Annotated in this window: 15 protein-coding genes; 7 read left to right on the plus strand and 8 right to left on the minus strand. The window is 48.5% G+C overall.

Going from position 1 to position 18,410, the window contains the following annotated elements; translation table 11 throughout:
* Nucleotides 1-14: 14 nt before the first annotated feature.
* The 7 genes from DP_RS18335 to DP_RS05125 all read left to right on the plus strand — a co-directional run bounded on the left by DP_RS18335 (nt 15) and on the right by DP_RS05125 (nt 5,571).
* Nucleotides 15-437: a hydrogenase iron-sulfur subunit gene (locus DP_RS18335; RefSeq protein ID WP_011188254.1), complete on the plus strand. Its 423-nt coding sequence runs from the start codon at nt 15-17 to the stop codon at nt 435-437.
* A 10-nt stretch (nt 438-447) separates the two neighbouring features.
* On the plus strand, nt 448-1,389 hold the full coding sequence (locus tag DP_RS05100; protein ID WP_011188255.1) for an NADH-quinone oxidoreductase subunit B family protein: 942 nt from the start codon (nt 448-450) through the stop codon (nt 1,387-1,389).
* Between the two features lies 1 nt (nt 1,390).
* Entirely contained in the window at nt 1,391-2,743 is a 1,353-nt protein-coding gene (locus DP_RS05105) for a Ni/Fe hydrogenase subunit alpha (protein WP_041277648.1), read from the plus strand.
* A 296-nt stretch (nt 2,744-3,039) separates the two neighbouring features.
* Nucleotides 3,040-4,146: a hydrogenase formation protein HypD gene (hypD, locus tag DP_RS05110; protein WP_011188257.1), complete on the plus strand. Its 1,107-nt coding sequence runs from the start codon at nt 3,040-3,042 to the stop codon at nt 4,144-4,146.
* A gap of 19 nt (nt 4,147-4,165) precedes the next feature.
* Nucleotides 4,166-4,411 carry a hydrogenase maturation nickel metallochaperone HypA gene (locus DP_RS05115; protein WP_011188258.1) on the plus strand — a complete coding sequence of 82 codons (246 nt, stop codon included), beginning with the start codon at nt 4,166-4,168 and terminating at the stop codon, nt 4,409-4,411.
* A 144-nt stretch (nt 4,412-4,555) separates the two neighbouring features.
* The gene (locus DP_RS05120; RefSeq protein ID WP_011188259.1) at nt 4,556-5,050 is read left to right on the plus strand and encodes a MauE/DoxX family redox-associated membrane protein; all 495 of its coding nucleotides are present in this window, start codon (nt 4,556-4,558) and stop codon (nt 5,048-5,050) included.
* A complete protein-coding gene (locus DP_RS05125) occupies nt 5,047-5,571 on the plus strand; it encodes a rhodanese-like domain-containing protein (RefSeq protein ID WP_011188260.1) in 525 nt (174 codons plus the stop codon). Before DP_RS05120 ends, DP_RS05125 begins: the two co-directional genes overlap by 4 nt.
* 59 nt (nt 5,572-5,630) lie before the next feature.
* Here DP_RS05125 and DP_RS05130 read toward each other — a convergent pair whose 3' ends face one another.
* The 8 genes from DP_RS05130 to DP_RS05165 form a co-directional block, all read right to left on the minus strand.
* Nucleotides 5,631-6,161 carry a gamma carbonic anhydrase family protein gene (locus DP_RS05130; protein WP_041277649.1) on the minus strand — a complete coding sequence of 177 codons (531 nt, stop codon included), beginning with the start codon at nt 6,159-6,161 and terminating at the stop codon, nt 5,631-5,633.
* 240 nt (nt 6,162-6,401) lie between these two features.
* Nucleotides 6,402-8,552 (minus strand): L-lactate dehydrogenase (quinone) large subunit LdhH, encoded by a 2,151-nt coding sequence (gene ldhH, locus DP_RS05135; RefSeq protein WP_011188262.1) that lies wholly within the window; start codon nt 8,550-8,552, stop codon nt 6,402-6,404.
* Entirely contained in the window at nt 8,552-9,145 is a 594-nt protein-coding gene (locus DP_RS05140) for a lactate utilization protein (RefSeq protein WP_011188263.1), read from the minus strand. Before DP_RS05140 ends, ldhH begins: the two co-directional genes overlap by 1 nt.
* A 160-nt stretch (nt 9,146-9,305) precedes the next feature.
* A complete protein-coding gene (locus DP_RS05145; protein ID WP_011188264.1) occupies nt 9,306-10,601 on the minus strand; it encodes a (Fe-S)-binding protein in 1,296 nt (431 codons plus the stop codon).
* A 5-nt stretch (nt 10,602-10,606) separates the two neighbouring features.
* Entirely contained in the window at nt 10,607-11,989 is a 1,383-nt protein-coding gene (locus tag DP_RS05150) for an FAD-linked oxidase C-terminal domain-containing protein (RefSeq protein WP_011188265.1), read from the minus strand.
* A gap of 82 nt (nt 11,990-12,071) precedes the next feature.
* Nucleotides 12,072-13,784, minus strand: a complete 1,713-nt coding sequence (locus tag DP_RS05155; protein ID WP_041277650.1) for an L-lactate permease — start codon at nt 13,782-13,784, stop codon at nt 12,072-12,074.
* A 461-nt stretch (nt 13,785-14,245) separates the two neighbouring features.
* Nucleotides 14,246-15,670 (minus strand): sigma-54-dependent transcriptional regulator, encoded by a 1,425-nt coding sequence (locus DP_RS05160; RefSeq protein WP_041277651.1) that lies wholly within the window; start codon nt 15,668-15,670, stop codon nt 14,246-14,248.
* Nucleotides 15,663-18,305, minus strand: a complete 2,643-nt coding sequence (locus tag DP_RS05165) for a hybrid sensor histidine kinase/response regulator (RefSeq protein ID WP_011188268.1) — start codon at nt 18,303-18,305, stop codon at nt 15,663-15,665. Before DP_RS05165 ends, DP_RS05160 begins: the two co-directional genes overlap by 8 nt.
* Between the last annotated feature and the right edge of the window lie 105 nt (nt 18,306-18,410).

The raw sequence follows: 18,410 nt of genomic DNA on the forward strand, positions 1-18,410 counted from the left end.
AAGGAGTAGATCACATGAGTTTTGAGCCTAAAATCATTGCATTTTGTTGCAACTGGTGCTCATACGCCGCAGCTGATCTGGCGGGAGTGTCCAGGATGCAGTATCCGCATAATGTACGGATTATCCGTGTTATGTGCTCAGGTATGGTTCATCCTGAATTTGTTATGGATGCCCTGCACCAGGGTGCAGACGGTGTCATGGTACTTGGCTGACACCTCGGTGAATGTCATTACCTGGATGGTAATTATATAGCAGAGACCCGTTCTGATATGATCACGAGCATGTTGGAAGACATGGGATATGAGAAAGAACGATATGGTGTGAGTTGGGTATCTTCAGCCGAGCCGGATAAGTTTGTTAAGGCTGTGACTGAGATGACTGCCCGTATCAAGAAACTTGGACCTGTCCAAACTGAAAGCCCCGCTCAGGCGGTGTAAAGGAGGCGATATGGGTGTGAAAACAGCTATGGAATGGTTGAGCTCATGTTCTGGATGCGAAATCGCTATCCTGAATATAGGTGAAGATCTTATTCCAATTATTACTGAAGCGTTGGATATTGTTCATGCACCGGTACTTATGGATCATAAGTACTTTGGACAGACCGGTGAGGGCCTGACCCTGGAAATACCAGAGGCAACTATTGGTATTGTTAGCGGTGGCGTAGCCAATGAAGAGCATATCGAAGTGCTTGAGGAGATGAGAAAGAAATGTACTATTCTTATCGCCCTTGGAACCTGTGCAACCCATGGTGGTATCCCCGCTCTGATGAATGGGCAGGATCGAGCCCAGAGTTGGAAAGAGATTTATCAAACAAAGACCACCGATCCCGGGGGAGAAGTTCCCAATGTGGAAGTTCCTGCTCCTCTTGACCGTGTTTATGCCTGTGATGAGAAGGTAAAGATTGATCTGCAGTTGCCAGGATGTCCTCCAAATCCTGCCCATATTGCCGAGGTGATCTTTTCTCTTCTTGAGGACCGACCACCGGTTCTTCCTGGTAAGAGTGTTTGTGATACCTGCCCGACCAAGCGTGAGGGTAAGGGTGATGTAAGTAAGCTGAGACGTTTTCTTACAAACGCTGAATTTGAGCCAGGCGAACCTATTGATGAAATGCGCTGTCTGCTTGAGCAGGGATACCTCTGTATGGGGCCGGTAACTGCTGCAGGCTGTGCAAGAAATGGTGCTCCTAGCTGTATTGCTGCTCGCGTTCCCTGTCGTGGTTGCTTTGGGCCTGTTCGTGGCGCTGGTAATCAAATGTTGGATATGATGAACGCATTGGCAAGTAATGGAATTGATTGTAGTTCTGTTATTGATCGTCGCTCTATGTTACGCTTTTCAGGTGCGCATGGAATGCTACGGCCTGTAAAAAAAATGGTTGTTAAGGAGGACTAAGATGGGAAAGGTATTAACGATTGCACCTGTTACCCGTATTGAGGGTCACGCAAAAATTGCCATTCATTTAGATGATACGGGCAATGTGGAAAATGCATTTTTGCATATTCAGTCCCTGCGCGGATTTGAGAAGTTTATTGAGGGGCGTCCTGCAGAGGAAGTGCCTCGTCTGGTAAATAGAATTTGTGGTATCTGTCCTTGGATGCATCACATTGCCTCCAATAAGGCAGTTGATCGTTGTTTCGATGTAACCCCTACGGCAACCGGTTATAAGTTGCGTGAGTTGTGTCAGGTTTTGGCTCATGTCAACGATAAGATTCTTCACTTCTTCTTTTTGGCGGCCCCGGATTTTGTTCTTGGACCAGATGCAGATCACTCTGTACGTAATGTTATGGGCGTTGTTAAGGCGGCTCCGGAACTTGCGTCCAAGGTTGTGAAGATGCGTCAGCTTGGTCAGATGATGTTGGAGAAATTTGCTGGCAAGGCTATTCACCCAATTGCCGGTGTTGTCGGTGGTTTTTCCAAGCCAATGGTTGAAGAGGAACGTAAGGAGTTGCTGGAAGGTGCCCGTACTCTGCTTGACTTCTCCACCTATGCCCTTGATTTTGCTATTAACAATGTATTTTCAAAGTACATGGACGTTATTGGTGAGCTTGGCGTTATTAAGACTGGTTTCCTCGGTACAGTTGATCGTCAGGATGGATCACTTCGTCTCTTCGATGGTAACCTGCGGATGATGAAGGCAGATGGTAGCTTTGAAGAGTTTCAAAACCGTGATTATGCTGACCATATTGGTGAGCATACGGTGCCTTGGGGCTATTCTAAAATGCCATATGCCAAGTTTTGGAATGAGGGCTTTGATATGAGCCTTGGTGCTCCAAAGGGTATTTATCGTTCTAATACCCTGGCCCGTATCAATGTTTGTGACAAGATCTCCACTCCAAAGGCCCAGGCAGCACTTGAAGCCTTCCGTGAGTTATTTGGTCGTCCTGCCCAACAGACTCTGCTTTATCATTATGCTCGCCTGATTGAGATGGTTTATGCCTGTGAGCGAACTATTGAGCTCCTCGAGTGGGATGGTATTACCGATCCTCATGTTCGTGCGGAGGTTACCCCGCGGGCAGGTCGTGGTGTGGGTGTGGTTGAGGCCCCTCGTGGTACTCTTATTCATGATTACACAACCGATGATGATGGCTGTGTTACCAGTGCAAATCTTATTGTGGGTACCACCCACAATATTGCGCCGATGAATATGTCTGTGAGACAGGCGGCAAGTTCACTCATCAAAGATGGAAAATATGATGAGGGCATTCTTAACAGGGTAGAGATGGCTGTTCGGGCCTATGACCCCTGAATGTCTTGCGCTACCCACCGCCTGGATGGCGGTCTTCCAGTAACTGTATCTATTATGGATAAAGAAGGTGTAGAAATTGACAGAATTGTCAAATAATCTTCGGTAGGTTATCCTTGTCACCGTGTCATATTTGCCGTGGCGGTTTATTGAAAAGGCAACAGATTCTAAAACAATCTGTTGCCTTTTTTTATGTTGTTGCGGTAAAGTGTTGGTCGGTTGTTGTTTTTTGTGGAGAGCATTGATCCTGTCCGGGTCGATATTGTAGATTGGCTCCATGGTAAATTAGAAAGGAGTAGGTGGACGTGATAAACCAACTTCCAAGCCCAGAAGCATTGCTTGAAGAGCTGCATCGTGTTGTAAGTAAGCCCATTCGTTTAATGGTTGTTTGTGGTACCCATAACCGAGCCATCCTTCGGTATGGAATCAGAGAAGAGTTACCCGATTTTATCGAACTTGTTGCTGGACCTGGTTGTAGCGTCTGTGTGATGCCGACGGGACATGTTGACGCCTTTGTTAAGGTTGCCCGCCAGCCGGACGTTATTACTGCCACCTGTGAAGACCTGTTGAAGGTACGCGGGAGCAAGGAGTCTTTGGCCGATGTCCTCAATGAGGGAGTGCACCGTGTTGAAATTATCTCTTCTCCTCGTCAGGCCCTTGAGCTGGCCTATGTAGAGGAGGATAAGATTGTTGTTTATCCTGCCGTGGGTTTTGAGGCTACGGCTCCCAGTATTGCCGAGACTATTTTAGAGGCGGCCCAAAATGGGGTGGGAAATTTTTGTGTTATTCCTTCCATTCGCCTGCTTCCACCAACCATTGATGCCCTCCTCCTTGATCCCCAGTTGAGTATTCAGGGATTGCTCTGTTCAGATCATATCAATACCATTTCTGACACCGAAGCCTATGCCGATCTTGCCCGTAAACATAGCCTGAGCTGTTGTATTGCAGGTTTTGAAAAGGCAGAGATTCTACAGGGGATTCTCAGCATGGTTAAGCAGATCCATCGTGGTGAATCCATGGTGGATGCCAGTGGTGCCATGGTTTATTCAATGGAAGAGACAGCCCGGGCCCGGAGGGTGGTGGAAGAGGTTTTCTTTCCAACGGAAACGGCTTGGAGAGGTTTGGGCTCTATTGCTGAGAGTGGTTTTGTTATCCGTGATGAGTTGGCCCTCTATGACGCCACTAAACGTTTTAATGTTCGTTTTGCTGAGGGTACGGATCAATGCATGTGTCACTGTAATGAAATTATTTCTGGACGCGCCCTGCCGCCTGACTGTCCTGCCTTTGGTATGGCCTGTACCCTGCAGAATCCCGTGGGGCCCTGTATGATTTCCAATGAGGGCATTTGTGCTGCATACTTTAAGTATAAGTTGGAGTCTTCCAGATTTTCCCGTTTAGATGTCTAGTCTTATTTAGAAGGATATTATGCACGAGTTTTCTCTTGCCCAGGGCCTGCACGATCAGTTGCTTGACCTTGCCCATGAACATGAGGCCCAGAGGGTGCAAAAGGCTGAAATCTGTATCGGTGAAAATGCCGGTATTGTTGTGGAATCATTTCTCTTTGGCTTTGATGTCCTTGCCAGTCAAAATGATATTACCAGAGATACCGAGCTGGTCGTTGAGAGAGACGATGGCAGAGATCTCATCCTGATGCGTCTTGAGCTTTCTTGAGATTTTCTTGCCTGCAGTGGAGGATGTATAGGGAGAAGCGATTATTGAACTTATTGATATCTGGATTAACTATTTGACTTATATACCTAATTATTAAAGAATAGCAACTTGTTGAGGTTGTTAAACTATTAATACGGGTGAGGTATGTCTGCCAGATATCAAGATAAAAAGTACCACTATATAGACAGATCCTGTTGTTGCCTGTTGGCTGTGGTTTTTTTCTATGCAGGCATCCCCAAGTTGTTCCATCCAGTCGATTTTGCCCTGACCATTGAGGCCTATGGCATGTTGCCCGACATGCTGGTCATACCTGTTTCCTATCTCCTGCCCCTTTTTGAAGTTGTTTTAGGTCTTGCCCTCTTGCAGGGGCGGGTGGAGGGGGTATGGGCTGCCCTTTTTCTGCTCATCTCTTTTATTTTGATTTTAAGCTACGCCCTCTATCTCGGGCTTGATATTGACTGCGGTTGCTTTGGCCCCGAAGATCCGGAGCAGGCTGCCTTTTCGGGCATACGTACAGCCCTGATCCGTGATTTTCTCCTTCTTATTCCTGTCATTATCCCCCTTACCCTGCGAAAAGCATATGCGGAGCTTTGGCTGCCGCTTTTTTTAAATCCATTATTCCTTAAGGAGAAGAAATGAATATTAAAGTATCGGCATTGGTTTTTGCCCTCTGTCTGGCAGTTGCAGGAAACTGTTTTGCCTTTGGTAGCTCTAAGTTTAAAAAAGAGGTAGAAAAGGAAACAGGGGCGGTCAAGCTTGTGCGTGAGGTTCAGCGTGGTGGTTACGATCTGCTCACTACAGATGAGTTGAAGAAGATGATTGATGGGGGCCAGAAGATGGTCATCGTTGATACCATGCCCTATGAGTCCAGTTATAAAAAGGCCCATCTTCCCGGTGCTGTCCAGTTTCTCTTTCCTATTCCAGATATGAATATCTGGGATAGCGCCGAGACAGCCGGTAAGACAGAGGCGGATTATAAGGCCCTCTTAGGTAGTGATCTGGATGCTACTATTGTGGTTTACTGTGGCTTTGTTAAGTGTACTCGCAGTCATAATGGTGCTGTCTGGGCGAAAAAATTGGGTTATAAAAACGTCTATCGCTATTCAGGTGGTATCTATGCCTGGAAGGGTGCCGGTTGTTCTGTGGCCAAGGTTAAGTAGACTTAAGGTGTGAATGTAGTGGAAATGGCAGCTTGAGCTGCCATTTTTTTGTGGCCCGTCTATATTTCCCGTAGGTAGTCGTTTTTCAGGGTGACATAGCTTTGGGCAGACTCTTGCAGATAGTCAAGCTCATCCTCTCTCAGGGGTCTGGCCTTTTGGGCCGGGCTGCCCTGATAGAGGAAGCCGCTTTCAAGTCTCTTCCCCGGGGTGACCAGAGAACCCGCTGCCAGTAGTACATCGTCCTCTATGATGACTCCATCAAGGACAATAGCTCCCATACCAATAAGTACCCTGTTGCCTATCTGACAGCCGTGCAGCATGGCCTTGTGACCGATGGTAACATCTGTGCCAATATCGATTCGAAAACCATTGGGTTTTATCTTGCTCTTGCGACTGACGTGGAGGACACTTCCCTCCTGAATATTGGTGCGGGCGCCGATGGTAATGGTGTGGACATCACCGCGTATTGCCACCAGTGGCCAGATATTGACATCGTCACCCAAGCGGACATCACCGATAACAACAGAACTGCTATCTACATAGACATTCTTGCCAACAGTGGGCAGGACTTTTAGAAATGGGCGTAGCATAATACTCCTAGGTCTCTGACTTTTGCTCAAGGAAAATCTTATCTCTTGCCTCCAGAGTATCCGTCCGGTGGCATCATGACTATATAATATAAATTCAGGTGAAGACGAAGGGAAATATGCATCCCTCCTATTTTGGGTGGTGGTCTTGTTTGCTCATGAGCTGTCAACTGCCGGGCACAAAAAAAGGCGACGGGGATATCCCCGTCGCCTTTTCACTAGCTTTCTGCTAGAGAGGTGTCTCTATTTTCTGCGCTTGGCCAGCATCTCAGCGATGTGGCGTACCTCAATATTAAGACCGTGCTTTTTCGCACCACCACGGATCTGCATAACGCAACCAGGGCAGTCTGTGACGAGAATATCGGCCTTTGTCTCCTGGATGTTTTTTAGCTTGTTTTCAAGAAGCTGACCGGAAATTTTAGGAAACTTAGCAGAGTAGGTGCCACCAAAGCCACAGCAGACGTCTTCCTCGGCGCATGGCACATAGTCGAGCCCCGCCTTAACCATAAGTTCGCGTGGGGCATCTTTCACCCCAAGGCCACGACAGAGATGGCAGGGGGCATGGTAGGTGACCTTCTCACCCTTGGTGGTGATGAAATCTTCCCTCTTCATCTCGATAACATCGTTCATAAAGGAGCTGTAATCAATGAACTTGTCGGTGATCTTATCCACCCGGCTGGCGTAGATAGGATCGTCGCCAATAATCTTCTTGTAGTTGTGCTTAAAGTGAGAGACACAGGAGGCACACATACTGAGGATATAATCGCAGTCACACTTCTCAAAGGCTTCCAGATTCTGAATAGCAATCTCTTTTGCAGCCTGCATCTCGCCGAGCATCTGCATGGGCAGGCCGCAGCAGGTCTGCTCCATTGGGAACTCTACGGAAACCCCCTTGTCTCTAAAGCTCTCAATGGTGGCAACGGATTGTTCCGGATAGACAAAATCCTGAACACAGCCGGCAAAGAAGGCAATCTTAATCTTGGGCTTAGCAGGGTTTTTACCGATTCTCTGCCAGATATCTCTGAAAGGTTCCTTGGCCACGGTGGGCAGGGCCCTGAAGTCATGGCTGGGGAAGAAGACCATGGGCAGATGACGCATGAAGCCGTCTTTGCCCTTGAGAGGTTTTTGGGCGGTCTGGGCGATGCGGAGGAACTTGTGGAAGAGTTTACGGTTCTTCAGCATCTTGCCGGCCAGGGCAGAGTAGAGCGGATGTCCTGCCTTGTCCTGAATTCTGATGTGAATCTCTTTGATCAGGGCTGGCAGGTCAATGCCGGCTGCACATACCTCCTTACAGGCGCCACAGTTGATACAGTTCTGGACCAGATTTTTGGCCTTCTCTTCACCGTGGAAGAAATAGGTGAGGATGAGACCGATGGCACCGATATAGATATGGCCCATCTTGTGTCCGCCAACCATTCGGTATACGGGGCAGACATTGGCACAGGCCCCGCAGCGAACACAGGCGAGTACCTGAGAGAACTGAGGGTCTTTGGCCATGGCACTACGACCGTTATCGAGGAAGATATAGTGCATCTTCTTGCCGGTGTCGGTGCTGGCACATTCATTGGCACCGGTTACCCAGGTGACATAGGAGGTGAGACCCTGGCCGGTGGCATTACGGGGGAGGGCCTTGAGGATGCGCAGGGCATCGTGCATATTTGCGGTAAGCTTTTCAAGTCCCATCAGGGCAACGTGAACGCGTGGCACGGTACTTGCCATTCGGGCGTTACCTTCGTTGGTGACAATGCCGATGGTACCGGTTTCAGCAATGGCAAAGTTACCACCGGAAAAACCCATATCGGCCTTGACGAATACGCCACGAAGTTCCTCACGGGCCACCCTGACAAGGGTTGTAATATCATCATTTTGCTTCTTGCCAGTAACATCACTGAAGAGATCACGCACCTGGTAGCGAGAGAGGTGGATGGCAGGCACAACCATGTGGCTGGGGCCCTCGTGGCGGAGCTGGATGATGTATTCGCCAAGATCACTCTCTGTTACCTCAAAACCCTCGTCTTCGAGGTAGTGAGTAAGGAGGGTTTCCTCGGAGGTCATGGACTTAGCCTTAACCACCGACTGGCAATTTTCATCTCTGGCGATCCGGGCAATCAGCTCATTTGCTGCCTGGGCATCCTTTGCCAGGTGAACAACGGCACCGTTTTTCTCGGCGTTCTTTTTAAACTGGGCGTAGAGCGCGTCAAGGTTTTTTACAGCCTCTTTTTTGGCGCAGGCGATTTCGCCTATGAGCTTTTTGTCATCGATGCCGGCAAATGCCTTGTGTCTGCTCTCCTTATAGGAGATGGCAAATTTGTCCATCATGCTTCTGAGAAAGTCATCGTTAAGGGCTTCGTCGAGCTCTGTTCTGTACTGGGATAGGTTTTTAGCAGTTTGCATTACACTTCCTCCAAAAGAAGAATATGGAGATAGAGGGGGCCATGGGCGCCAACGGTAAGAACACGCTCGACATCTGCGGTACGACTGGGTCCGGTGATGAAGGCTGTGTAGTCTGCCTTTTTCATCCAACCCGTGAGGATGTCTTCAATATCGTAGGCGTCAGCAACAATTTTTGCTACGGGGAGAACGGCAATATGTGCTTCGCTTACCATGGTGGCAAGGCGTAACTCTTCGTTTGGGCAGTTGAGAACAATTGTGCCTGTGTCGATAATACCGTAGTCGGCAAAGGTGAATCCGATGTCAACGCCACCGAGGTAGGAGCGCATATTGTTCTTGATAAGCTTAAAGTCCTTAGCATCAGCTAGGCCTTTAAGGCTTGCAAACTGGTCATCGCTCAGGGTCGGGGCAGCAATAATTTTACCTGGTTTATTGGAAAGATCCTTCGGGCATCCGGGAAAAGGCTTACGCTCTTCCTTTTCAGCACAGAGGTCTACAGCATATTTATATGCTTCTTCCATTGAAGAGACCCTGGCCACTGAGGCATGAACTGCCTCAGCCCTGTCGCTGAAAAGTTGTATGTCTTTTTCTGTCATTTTTGTTTCCTTGTACGCGAGATAATTTTTTGTTGCGGCGATACCTGACCCTATCCTATCTTTAGATGAGGCCTGTTTTTCGTCCCTGGATCAGAGTGTCTTTTGAAGGCCGCACTGATTCGGGAAAACTCCCGCTAAACTGATAGCGGGAGGGGTACTGCTATGGTAATGATTCTGCGTAAATTTCTATAACGTGACGCACCTCGACTCCTCCACCCGATTGGGAGAGGACATCGGCAAGTTGCATCATGCATGCCGGGCAACCGGTACTGACCACATCTGCCTTAACCGCCCTTATATTGTCGGCCTTATGCATACCTATCTGCTTTGAAAGGTCGTAGTGGAAGAGATTAAAGGTGCCACCATTTCCACAGCACTTATTGGCATCGGTCATTTCCTTGAACTCATAGGACGGATTCAACTTGAGCAGGGTCCGTGGTTGGCTGGTAACCTTAAGGGACTTGGCCAGATGGCATGGGTCATGGTAGGTGACGACCTTGCCGCCGACTGGTTTTTCAGCAGGCTCCTTAACACCGAGGACATTAACAATAAATTCATTGATATCCATGGCCTTGGCTGCAAGACGGGTTACCTTTTCTTTGAAGATGGCATCTTCATCGTCAATCATCTTGATCCACAGCTCTTTTATGGTATCTGTACAGGTGCCGCAGGGGGTGATGATATAGTCAAAATCTTTGTTGTCAAAGGCCTGAACATTTTGTCTCATCAGGGCAATAAAGGCCTTGGTCTCTCCGGAGGCGAGGGTGGGGATGCCACAGCAGGCCTGACCTTTTGGTAAAAATACGCCAACACCATGATGCTTAAAGATCTTCATGGCAGCATGACCGATATGGGGGCTCATCTTGTCCACAACGCAACCGGGGAAGAAGGCAATCTTCACCCCGCTTTTGCCCGCCGGGGTATCCAGCTGTGGATAATCCAGTCGAAAGGGTCGCTTGGCCAGAGAGCCGAAGTGTCTTTTGCCCAGTAACGGAGTGAGGAGGCTACAGCTGTTTGTGGCTGCAGCCGCATCTTCCTTATGAACAAAAATGTTTTGAAACTGTGCACTTACCAAGGTAAGAAAATCAAAGAGTTTTGGGCGGGTTAAAAACCCTCGGAATATGATCTTCTTCAGCGGATGGAGACCCTTGTAGGTGGTGACAATAACGCGGGCATTGATAAAGATGTCCATGATATGTACGCCACTGGGGCAGGCCGCTGCACAGGAGCCACAGAGGAGGCATTTGGTCAGTTTCTCATTCACCTGATCTGAATCCTTGATCATTTCACGAGCAAGTTGCTCAAGTAATGCGATCTTGCCCCGAGTAACATCACCTTCATGCATGGTTTCAGCAAAGACTGGACAGACCGCTTGGCACATGCCGCATTTCATGCAGGAGGCCATCTGGTCATCGAGTTCCATGAGCTGATCGGCTAATTTTTTAAGATCAGACATTTTTACTAACCTCCAATGATCTTGCCGGGGTTTAAGATTCCCTTGGGATCAATAGCTTTTTTCATGTTTAGTGAGTAATCAAGAGTAGCTCTTGAGGTTTCTTTTTCCATCCATTTAGACTTAGCGATACCGATGCCGTGCTCTCCAGAGAGGGTGCCTTTTAGAGAAAGGGCAACGTCAAATATCTCATCAATTGCCTCTTCAACTCGGGCAAATTCCTTTTTATCCCGGCGATCACAGAGAATGGTTGGGTGAAGATTGCCGTCACCGGCGTGGCCAAAGGTGCCTATGGAAAGGTTATGCTTTTTCGCAATATTATTAACCCCACGAATCATTGCAGGAATCTGGCTACGGGGAACCGTAGCATCTTCAAGTACTGTTGTTGGGCGGGCTCGGGCCAGAGCGGGGAGGGCATTACGACGTGCAGTCCAGAGGCTTTCTCGTTCCGCTGCAGTTTCTGCCGCCTGAACATAGGTAGCACCGATTTTTTTACAGAGCTTAACAATCTTTTCTGCATCTTCGGCAACTTCTGCCGGATGGCCATCTACCTCGATGAGCAAAATTCCCTGGGCATCGGTTGGTAGACCGGCCTTGGTGTAGTCTTCAACATAACGAATAACAGCGTTATCGAGTAACTCAAGGGTACAGGGAACGATGTGGCTTGCAATAATTCCAGCCACAGCTTCTGAGGCCTTATCAATATCATCGAAAACAGCCATCATAGCCTTGGAGGCCTTTGGGGGTGGGACAAGCTTAAGGATGATGTTGCTGAAGATGCCGAGGGTGCCCTCGGAGGCAATCATTAAACCGGTGAGATTATATCCTGTTACGCATTTGACTGTGCGGGAACCGGATTTGATGAGATCGCCATTGACGTCATAGAAATCTATACCCATTACATAGTCTTTGGTGACACCGTATTTGAGACCCCGGAGTCCACCAGCATTCTCAGCGACGTTACCGGCCAGGGTGGAGACGGCTTGACTGCCTGGATCAGGCGGGTAAAAGAGATTACGTTTTGCCACCTCGTTGGCAAACTGAGCGGTGACTACACCGGGCTCTACTACGGCATAGAGATCCTCTTCGTTAATCTCAAGTATCTTGTTCAGACCATTGGTGAGAAGAACGACTCCGCCGGGATGGGGAATTGTTCCACCCGAGAGGTTGGTGCCGGCACCACGTACGGTGACGGGAAGGCCAAGATCATTACAGAGCCTGGTTACGGGACCTATTTCCTCGGTGGTGCAGGGCTTGACAACCAGAGCAGGAACCGACGGGGTAAGTACTGCCGAGTCGTATGAGTAGGTATGGAGATCGCTCTCCGTGTGCAACACGTTTTTTGCACCAACGATTGCCGCAAACTCTTTGGCTAATTTGGAATTGGACATCTTTTCTCCTGTAAAATATATGATAATAATAACGTTGCCGGCAGGGATAGGTGGCTAATCCTGCCGGTTGGTGAGTTTTTAACTAAAAGACTCCTGGAAAGAAGACAAATGACAGAAGGTAGACCATAATTCCGACAACCAGGCCGTAGACAAGGAAGGGTAAGGCTGTACGTTTAAGGATTGCGCCCTCCATGCCAGAGAGTCCAGCCACAGCACATACTGCCACAATGTTATGGATGCAGATCATATTACCCATTGCTCCGCCAACGCCCTGGGCAGCAATGATGATTTGATGAGGGAGATTAAGGCTGGATGCTACGCCCCACTGAAATTCTGCAAAGAGAAGATCGGAAACCGTATTGGAGCCGGTGATAAAAGAACCGAGACCGCCAACAAATGCGGCAAACATCGGCCAGGTCTGTCCTGCCAGTCCGGAAACCGCCTCGGCAAGTGCCAGAGGCATTGATGGGTAGTTATTTGGATTCAGGGCAGCATCAACGATTCCGGAACCCTTGAAGATGGAGACGATGGAAACAGAGAAGAAGAGGGCAATGGCCGGGCTCTTCATCTTGCTAATAGCCTCCTTCCAGGCAATAGCTGCCTTGGCGGCGGGCATTCTGTGGAGGAAGATGGTAAGGATGGCCACCAGAGCAAAGGGGATGGTTCCTGGAAGATAGAGGTACTTTATGCTGGCGTCAACGGACTCAAAACCGAGGATATCGGTAAAGGGAATAGAAACGCCTGCAAGTATCCCTTTCAGGCCGAGGGATGGGATACGGGTTACGACAAGAATGAGGCCAATGAGAATATATGGGGCCCAGGCCCGGAGCTGGCTCATATGGGCTTTGAATTCACCTGCATTATCGGCGCTGACAAGACCTGTCCACTCTTTATCCCACTCCGATGCGGGACCGAAATCCCAGCTTTTCTTAGGCATACAGAAATTATTTTTAGCGCCAAAAACAACGATGCCAAGTCCAACAAGACCACCGATAAGGGAAGGAAATTCCGGGCCTACCAGCCATGCTGTCAGGAGGTAGGGAACGGAAAAGGCTACGGCGGAGAAAATACAGAACTTCCAAGCGGCAAATCCTTCACTCCACTTGCGGTTTTTACCGAAGTAGCGGGTCATAAAGCCGAGCATAAAGATGGGAAGGATGAAAATCATGGGCAGGTGCATCAGGGTAGACCACTGGGTAACAAGCTGGTTAAAGCCCTCCATGGAGGTGAAATTTACTCCGGGAGCGCCCACTAGAACTGCTTCATCCACCATACCTGTGAGATAACTAAAACCAAGAACAACAGGGGTACCAACAGCTCCGAAGGTTACTGGGAAGGAGTTAAAGACAAGGCACATGACCACCGCACAGAGTGGGGGAAAACCAAGACTTAAGAGCAGTGGTGCGGCAAGGGCTGCCGGGGTACCAAAGCCTGCTGCACCTTCAATAAAGGCTGCAAACATATAACCAATGATAAGCACTTGGATACGGCGATCACGGGTAATATTTTGGAAGCCATATTGAATGGTTTCCATGCCACCACTGTACTGCAGGGTGTAGAGGATGATAATCGCACCAAAAACAATAATAAGAATACCTATTGCTGTGACGAGTCCCTGGAGTGTGAGGGCCGCGACATAGGCCGCGGGAAGTTGCCAGACTGCGATTCCTCCAATAACACAGGAGAGCCAGGCAACGGGCATAGCCTTGGTGGCAGGCCAACGGAGGCCGACCATGAGCACCAGGGCCAGCATGAGGGGGACGAGCGCCACAAGGGCTAAAATTCCTACGGACATGTTTTCTCCTTGACTAGTAATCGTGAACTGTCTGTTACAGTGAAGCATTTTCACCAGGATAAAAGCCTGTGTATTCTTTAAGGTGCCAATAAAAGAGAATGCTTTTCTGCCTGTCACTCTGTGTAAATATAGAGAGCTTATGCTCTATCTTTCAATAAGCATGCCAATAGAGTTGATAAGTTTTACTTATCTGTTATTACAGCATATTTTATTTTCAGAGGTAGGCGGGAGATGAAGGAGGGGAGGGCTCTGTCTGAAAGAAAGGACAGGGTTATGGGGAATGGCCAGAGGTGGGTGGGGGCTAGCTACTTTTCTTTTTGACCTTTAAAATCATTGGCCATCGGTAACACCCCTTTATTTAAGGAGAAAACAGTGTCCGGAAAAAAAGACCGGCCGTAGTCTGTTTTTTCGGACAGGTCCGTTTGGTAAATGGAGGGCTTGGTGGAAAGTACCGGGGGAGGCTATGGCTGAATATTATGTTTTTTGAGGAGGGCGTAGAAGTGTGACCTGGAGAGGCCCGAAATTTTAAGGCATTCATGGGTATTATCCAGGTATCTTTTCGTCAGTTCCTCTAGGTATTTTTTTTCTGTCTCATCCTTGAAAACCTTAAGGGTTGGCAGTGTATCCATGGCTAGTTCAGCGTCCTGCGCTCTTGCCGTCGATCCCTGTTGAGGAGCATCCTCTGCGGGGGCTGGCTGTTCTTTCTTCTCCAGATTTGACCTGGCCATGCTGACGCGCAGGTCGGGGGGGAGATGCATGAGGTATATGGTTTCGCTATTACCTGCGGCAATAAATGCTCGTTCAATGACGTTGAACAGCTGGCGGACATTGCCCGGCCAGTCGTAGTTGTTCAGTACCTCATAAAAATCGGAGTTGACTGCCTTTGCTTCAAGTTGATACTGCTCACTGAGCTGCTGTAGTTTGAATTTGGTGAGTTCACGTATATCGCCTGTTCTTCTCCGCAGGGGGGGGAGACAGAACTGGATGGTGTGTATGCGATAGAGCAGATCCTGGCGGAAATCTCCTTCTGCCGCCATGATCTTCAAATCTCTGTTTGTTGCGGCAATGAGGCGAAAATCGCTTGTGTATTCGCGTGATTCTCCCACCGGTCTGTAGCTGCGTTCCTGGAGGACCCTAAGAAGAGATTTTTGCACCGAGATGGGGAGCTCACCGATTTCGTCCAGGAAGAGGGTGCCCTTGTCGGCGAGCGGAATCAGGCCCTTTTTGTCGGTCTGGGCCCCGGTGAAGGCACCTTTGACATAGCCAAAGAGGGTGCTTTCAATGAGGGTTTCGGTTAGGGAGGCACAGTCGACTACGACAAACTCTCTGCTGGCACGGGCCGAGTTATCGTGAATTGTCCGGGCAAAGAGTTCCTTGCCGGTACCCGTTTCGCCGTTAATGAGGATGTTGGCATCGGATCTTGCCGCGTCAGCCACCAGTTCATAACAGGTTCTCATCTGCGGGCTCTCCCCTATAATCCGATCCAGGTTTAGGGGGTCACTGGTCAGCTGATCCTTTTTATAGTGATGGAAATTAAGGGCCTGTTTCATAGAGAGTGTGATCTGTTCTATGGAGGTGGGTTTAACCAGAAAATCCCAGGCACCATCCTGAATGGCCTGCTCTGCCCCGTGGACATCACTCTTGCCTGTTAAGATAATGACCTCTGGTTGGCCAACGGACTCCTTTATTCTGGTTAAAAAGGTCAGACCATTACCGTCGGGCAGGGATACATCGAGGAAGACCAGGTCGAATTTGACGCTCTGCAGTAACTCAAGGCCACTGGCAATGGTATGGGCAGCAGTGCACTGGTGCTTTTGGCGTATAACAAGGCTGGCGATTGTTTCGCAGACGTGAACATCGTTGTCGATGATGAGAATGTTATTCATTGGAAAACTCCGATTTTGCAATGGCCTGGCGTATGGTGGTGGCCAGGGCTGTTTTGCTATAGGGCTTCATAAGGACATTTATGACATTGGGGGCCTTGGCCGCATACTCGGTGATATTTCGTCGCCCTGAAACAATCATAAAGGGTATGTGTGGGGCAATTTTTTCTACTTTTTTAGCAAGTTCTATGCCGTTCATCTCCGGCATATCGTAATCGGAAACCACCAGATGGAAGTACTTGGGGGCGTCTGTGATGAGCTTATAGGCGGCATTGGGGGAACTTGCCGTGGTTATTTTGTAGCCAAGGGTTTTGAGAATTCTCGGAGTTGTCTCAAGCTGTTCCTGGTCATCCTCGATAAAGAGAATATGCTCATCGCCTACTGGGAGAAGATCATGGTTCTTTATCTTCAGTTCATTATCAATCTCTTTTATCGGTAGATAGATTTCAAAGCTGGTACGAATGTTGGGTAGACTTGAAACGGTAATGGCTCCGTTGTGGCCTTTTATCAGGCCATGGACAACGGCAAGGCCCAGACCTGTTCCCTCCGTCTTTCCCTTGGTGGTAAAAAAGGGATCGAATATTTTATTAATTATATCCGCGTGGATGCCGGGACCGTTATCGCGGATTTCAACGTTTAGGTATCTGCCGGCAGAGACCCCTATGAGCTGTGCCGCTTCCTCTTCAAGCTCTATCTGCTTCAGAGAAAGTCTGATTGTGCCTCCCCGGGCCCGGAGGGATTGGAAGGAGTTGGTGCAAAGATTCATGATGATCTGTTGAATCTGGGTGGGATCAGCCATTATTAGCGGGGTATCCGTTGGTAACTGGCATTGGATGTCGATATTTTTTGGCAGGGAAGAGGTTATAAAATCGATTGTTTCTCGGATGACCTCTATAATATTGGTGGGTTTAAAACCCTCCTGGGAGAGGCGGCTAAAGGTTAAAATCTGCTTTACCAGTCGGCTTCCCCGATATGCTGCTTTTCTTGCTCTATCCAGATCTGTCCATGTCATGGACTCTTTTTCGATATCGGTGATGGCAAGTTCAACAGAGTTCATGATAGAAGTGAGAATGTTGTTGAAATCATGAGATATTCCACCAACCAAGGTGCCCACTGCCTCCATTTTTTGCGACTGGAGCAGCTGTTTTTCAAGGCTGATTCGGCGGGTGATGTCCTGGGCAGTTGAGAGTGTCCCCATGACCCGTCCTCCTCCATCGTAGAGAGGTACCTTGTTGATCTCCAGCCAGATGGGTTTGCCCTTGCCATTGCTGACCGTCCAGCTGATGCGTAAACGGGGATGGCCGGACTCTATTACCTCTCGATCCCAGGTGGCTGCGTGTCTGGCAAAGTCCATATCCAGTTGTAGTTTCCGGTCGTTGGAGCCGATGATAGTTTGGGGATTCCCCAGGCCAAAAAAATCGGTGAAGGATCTATTGGCCCCAAGATATTTTTGATTTTTATCCTTCCAGAAAACCAGGAGGGGGATGGTGTTCATTAAAATTTCCTGGAAGGAGAGTTGGGCCTTAATTTCCTTTTCTACCCTACGTCGTTGCAGGACTGAGATGATAAGGAGGACAAGGATGAAGGTGAGGGTGACCAACGAGACTATAATTGTCCAGAAGAATCGTTTGTTCAGCTTATAGAAGGATGTTGGACCATTGATAACAGTGCTTCCCGTGGGAAGGAGTTTTTTGTTTATCTTGAATTTTTTCAGTACCTTGTCGTCAAACATGTAGCGCTCGATGGGGGAGGGCATGATGCGTTCAGTAGGGAAGGACCCGGTTTGGAATAGATTAATTGCAATATTGGCAGCCTGTTGGCCCTGGTCATGTCCTGAGACTAGTTTTCCGCCTACGGTGCCATGGCCCAGTAAGAACTGCCAAACTGTAAAGGTCATCACCGGGCTGTTTTGGTAAATTATGTTGAGGATCTCCTCGGCAGAGTAGGCCTCATGGTGTGACTCTGTGTAAAAGGGGGTATAGAAAACAACCTCATCTTCTTGCAAATTTCTGATTTTAAAGAGGAGGTCGGCCAGGGAGTAGTCGACCCAATAGTCAAAGATGATCTCTCCTTTAAAGGATTTTCCCGCCTTATCTATTTCTGCCATGATCGCCTGGGATGTGACCGAGCTGTTGCCAATGACAACAAACTTTTTTAGGTGAGGCTGGAATCTTAATGCCAGTCGTATGTTTTCTTTTATATCAGGGCTTTCAAGAACACCGGCATAGTTCATCTTCTTTTCAAGTAACTGTGGTTTGAAGTTATTTATACCACAGAAGATAACGGGAACCCCCGGGAAGAGATTGTCGTGATGGCGAAGCATAAAATCAAGGGCGTTGTTATCAGAAACAATTATGGCTGAGAAGGTATAGTCCCTGTATTTAAGGCTGTAGTGTTTGCTTATATTGCTTAAGTATTCAGGGCTATTGAACCTCTTTGTGTCCATATATTCAATGTGGAGTTCGATGGGCATTCCGCTTTTGCTAAAGACATCCCGGGCACCTTCAACGATTTTATCTGACCAGGCGTAGCCGTTTTGGTAGGAGTTGAGGAAGAGTACATTCTTTTTCACCCCCTCGGCCATGGCCAGGGAGGGGATGATTGTGAGGAGTAGTATAAAGAAGAGATAATTTTTCATGCTCTCTGTTCCTGTTGGTATGATATAATATGGCTTAAAAACTCGTTGGTGAGCTATTACCGTTGGTCGTCATCATCTTATCTCTGGCTAGGGAAGGTTGTTGCA

Source organism: Desulfotalea psychrophila LSv54 (assembly GCF_000025945.1).
Lineage (GTDB): Bacteria > Desulfobacterota > Desulfobulbia > Desulfobulbales > Desulfocapsaceae > Desulfotalea > Desulfotalea psychrophila.

Bases quoted from the DNA above. Each gene is read 5' to 3' on its own strand.
- DP_RS05160 (WP_041277651.1), bottom strand. From the start codon at position 15,670: ATGAATAACATTCTCATCATCGACAACGATGTTCACGTCTGCGAAACA.
- DP_RS05130 (WP_041277649.1), bottom strand. From the start codon at position 6,161: ATGCTACGCCCATTTCTAAAAGTCCTGCCCACTGTTGGCAAGAATGTC.
- DP_RS05105 (WP_041277648.1), top strand. From the start codon at position 1,391: ATGGGAAAGGTATTAACGATTGCACCTGTTACCCGTATTGAGGGTCAC.
- ldhH (WP_011188262.1), bottom strand. From the start codon at position 8,552: ATGCAAACTGCTAAAAACCTATCCCAGTACAGAACAGAGCTCGACGAA.
- DP_RS05115 (WP_011188258.1), top strand. From the start codon at position 4,166: ATGCACGAGTTTTCTCTTGCCCAGGGCCTGCACGATCAGTTGCTTGAC.
- DP_RS05140 (WP_011188263.1), bottom strand. From the start codon at position 9,145: ATGACAGAAAAAGACATACAACTTTTCAGCGACAGGGCTGAGGCAGTT.
- DP_RS05145 (WP_011188264.1), bottom strand. From the start codon at position 10,601: ATGTCTGATCTTAAAAAATTAGCCGATCAGCTCATGGAACTCGATGAC.
- DP_RS05125 (WP_011188260.1), top strand. From the start codon at position 5,047: ATGAATATTAAAGTATCGGCATTGGTTTTTGCCCTCTGTCTGGCAGTT.
- DP_RS05150 (WP_011188265.1), bottom strand. From the start codon at position 11,989: ATGTCCAATTCCAAATTAGCCAAAGAGTTTGCGGCAATCGTTGGTGCA.
- DP_RS05155 (WP_041277650.1), bottom strand. From the start codon at position 13,784: ATGTCCGTAGGAATTTTAGCCCTTGTGGCGCTCGTCCCCCTCATGCTG.
- DP_RS05120 (WP_011188259.1), top strand. From the start codon at position 4,556: ATGTCTGCCAGATATCAAGATAAAAAGTACCACTATATAGACAGATCC.
- DP_RS05165 (WP_011188268.1), bottom strand. From the start codon at position 18,305: ATGAAAAATTATCTCTTCTTTATACTACTCCTCACAATCATCCCCTCC.
- DP_RS05100 (WP_011188255.1), top strand. From the start codon at position 448: ATGGGTGTGAAAACAGCTATGGAATGGTTGAGCTCATGTTCTGGATGC.